This window comes from Trebonia sp. (genome assembly GCF_030042015.1).
Classification (GTDB): domain Bacteria; phylum Actinomycetota; class Actinomycetes; order Streptosporangiales; family Streptosporangiaceae; genus Trebonia.
In genome coordinates this window covers 1-2,817 of the sequence record NZ_JASIAL010000291.1, presented here as the reverse complement: position 1 = coordinate 2,817, position 2,817 = coordinate 1, and the positions used below count along the sequence as shown (strand labels likewise).

Annotated in this window: 3 protein-coding genes and 1 pseudogene; 2 read left to right on the top strand and 2 right to left on the bottom strand. The window is 70.7% G+C overall.

What is annotated here, in order from left to right:
* The first annotated feature begins 291 nt into the window (after nt 1–291).
* Nucleotides 292–765, top strand: coding sequence for a 2-C-methyl-D-erythritol 2,4-cyclodiphosphate synthase (gene ispF / locus Q1N79_RS15575; RefSeq protein ID WP_300609742.1), 474 nt, complete (start codon nt 292–294; stop codon nt 763–765).
* 88 nt (nt 766–853) lie between these two features.
* On the opposite strand, the gene Q1N79_RS15570 is transcribed toward ispF, so the two are convergent.
* On the bottom strand, nt 854–1,186 hold the full coding sequence (locus Q1N79_RS15570; RefSeq protein WP_300609740.1) for a hypothetical protein: 333 nt from the start codon (nt 1,184–1,186) through the stop codon (nt 854–856).
* A 146-nt stretch (nt 1,187–1,332) separates the two neighbouring features.
* Between Q1N79_RS15570 and Q1N79_RS15565 the strand changes: the two genes are divergently transcribed.
* Nucleotides 1,333–2,157, top strand: a complete 825-nt coding sequence (locus tag Q1N79_RS15565; protein WP_300609738.1) for a helix-turn-helix transcriptional regulator — start codon at nt 1,333–1,335, stop codon at nt 2,155–2,157.
* A gap of 145 nt (nt 2,158–2,302) precedes the next feature.
* Here the strand turns inward: Q1N79_RS15565 and Q1N79_RS15560 are convergent.
* Nucleotides 2,303–2,817, bottom strand: a pseudogene (locus tag Q1N79_RS15560) (hypothetical protein); the annotation flags it as partial.

Below are 2,817 nucleotides of genomic sequence, written 5' to 3'. Positions count from 1 at the left end.
CGGCTTGTCGCCCGGCGGCGGCGGCGTGGCCTGCTTGCTCATCTGAGGATGCCCCTTCCGCCACTCGGGCGCTGTCCCGGTCACATCTGTCCTTCGTTGTCCTACCCCAGCCTATGCCCGCTAGCCAGGCCGGTAATGAGTAAACGCGCTGGGGCCGGCCGCGTCTTCCATGCTTGTCCGGGGGGGCGACCCCCCGGAACCCCCCGGCTGCGCCATGACGGCGCACCTGCTCCGGGGATCCTGTGGGCGGGCTGGTATGTGCGGTCACGGTAACCTGCTGCGGTGGAGAACATGCCGCGGGTTGGGCTTGGGGTTGACGTGCATCCGTTCGAGGCGGGGCGCGTGCTGCACCTGGCGGGGCTGGAATGGCCCGGTGAGACTGGCCTGGCAGGACATTCCGACGGTGACGCCGCCGTGCACGCGGCATGTGACGCCTTGCTGTCAGCTGCCGGGCTCGGCGACCTCGGCGCGCATTTCGGTACGTCCCGCCCCGAATGGTCAGGCGCGCCGGGGGTCGCCCTGCTGCGGGAGACAGCGCGCCTGGTCGCCGCCGCGGGATTCGTGATCGGGAACGTGGCCGTCTGCGTCATCGGCAACCGGCCCAGGATCGGGCCGCGCCGGGCCGAAGCGATTGCCGTGCTGAGCGAGGCGCTGGCCGGCGCGGCCGTCAGCCTCTCGGCGACCACCACCGACGGACTGGGCCTGACCGGCCGCGGTGAGGGCATCGCGGCGATGGCCACCGCAGTGGTCTGCCGGCAGGCCTGACCATGGCCCAGCGAGCCGACCCGGGGTCGTGACCGCCCCCTCGCCGGTCACGACCCCGCATCGGTGCTGACGTCGGCCCTGGGTCGTGTCAGCGCCCGCTCCGGGCGTCGGCGTCAGCGGGTTCGGCTGCCTGGCCGGCGTCGCGCCGGGATCCGCAGGACACGGTGAACGGGGTCCACACGACGTGGCCTGCCTGGCCGAGCTGTGCCCACCAGCCCGCTCCGGTCCGGACGTAGCACGAGTTCAGCGTCGCCGCGGTCATCGCGGTGTAGGCGCATTCGATGTAGGCGGTGGCCGCCTGCCCGGTGCGGAGCAGCAGTTCGGCCGCCTGGCGGGCCCTGCTCTGGTCGTCACTGACCCCGCTGGCCCTGCGGAACGCGACTGTGTCACGGCCTGGCGCTGTCCAGAGGTACATGATCACGATATGAGCCTTCGTTTCGTATGACGGTCGGAGCCGGGGGTTCTGATAGCAAACATGCCAGTAGCAGGCTACGGTTGGGGTCGGAACGCGCTGCACGCTGCGTAGGTGCAACGACACGCACCGTGGTGTTATTGGGGGGTAGGCAGGTGGAGACGGGCGTACCCGACGTGAAGACCACGTCCCTGGCGGCGTTCGCATCGCAATTGCGGCTGTGGCGGCTGCAAATGAGCTGGACCCAGGTCGAGGTGGGCGGGAAGCTCGGCTACTCAGCCTCGCTGATCAGCGGGGTGGAGACGATGGACAAGGCGCCGACCGCCGACTTCGCGGCCCGCTGCGATGAGGTGTTCAGCACGCCCGCAACGTTCGCCACGTTGCAGGAACTCGTCGCCCGCGAGGCGTACCCCGCATTCTTCGCGCCAGTCATCCCGTTCGAGCGCGAGGCCGTCCGCATCCACGGCTGGGAACTCGGCCCGGTTCCCGGCCTGCTGCAGACCGAGGACTACGCACGCGCGCTGCTCGAGGCCGGGCGGCCGATGGACAGCCGCGACGAGATCGACCGCCTGGTAGCCGCGCGAATGAAGCGGCAGGAAATCATCACCGGCCAGACCGCGCCGCTCGTGTGGTACGTGCTTGACGAGAGCGTCCTGCGGCACGTCGTCGGCGGCCCGGCTGTCATGGGGCGGCAGCTCGACAGGCTGCTCGATGCCGCGGACACGCCAGGCATCGTGGTCCAGGCCCTGCCGTTCGCGGCGGACAACCACGCCGGCGCGGACGGGCCGATCGCCGTGTATGAGTTCGCGGAGTCGCCCAGCGTCTGTTACACGGAGTGCTACGGCGGCGGGAGAATCGTGGAGGGGCGCGAGGAGGTTGCTGATCTCATGACGGTGATCAACCTGATCCGCGCTTCGGCACTGTCAGCACGCCATTCCCGCGACCTGATACGCCGGGTAAGGACCGAAATCGACGGCTAGCGACTAGCGACGTGCCCGCGCCCTGCGGCGCGTCCCATCCGTCACATGTGTCCCTTCTATCCACCTTGCACACTTCTTGCATGGACAAACCGAACATAATGGACGACAAAATGGTCACGGAGTGTACAAAGTCGCACTCGTGAGGTTAGTGGGGTTGCTCGTCGTCCTCGTCGGGCGGGGTCGGGCTGGAGCGGACCCGGTTCAGCCGCGGGATCGTCGCGAACGGCGCTGTGGCGAAGGGCGGCGCGTCGTCGTCGGCCCCCGCCCCCGGGTAGCCGGGTGCGTGGAGCCTGTTCTCCTCATCCATGTCCCAGTAGTCGTGCGGCGCGCCGCCGGCGGCGGAGGGCGGGCCCGCGTTCCCCTCCGTGTCCGCTGCCGCTGCCGGGGCGGTGGCGTCCATGTCCGGGGCTGCGTGCGGCGCCGCATCCGCGGTCGGCTCCGCGGCCAGGGCGGGCTCGGCGCGGGTCGCGTCAGCCACCTGGGTCGTCTGCACGGCGGAGGCGGCCTCCGGAGCCGACGTCCACGTGGGCAGGGCGGGCTCGGCTCGGGTCGCGTCCGCTGCCGTGGCCACCGCTGCCGTTGCGGACGTCTGCGCCGGCGCGGCTTCGCGGCCGGCCGGGTCGTCGTGCTCGGCCGGGAGCGACGGATGCCCGGCCGCAG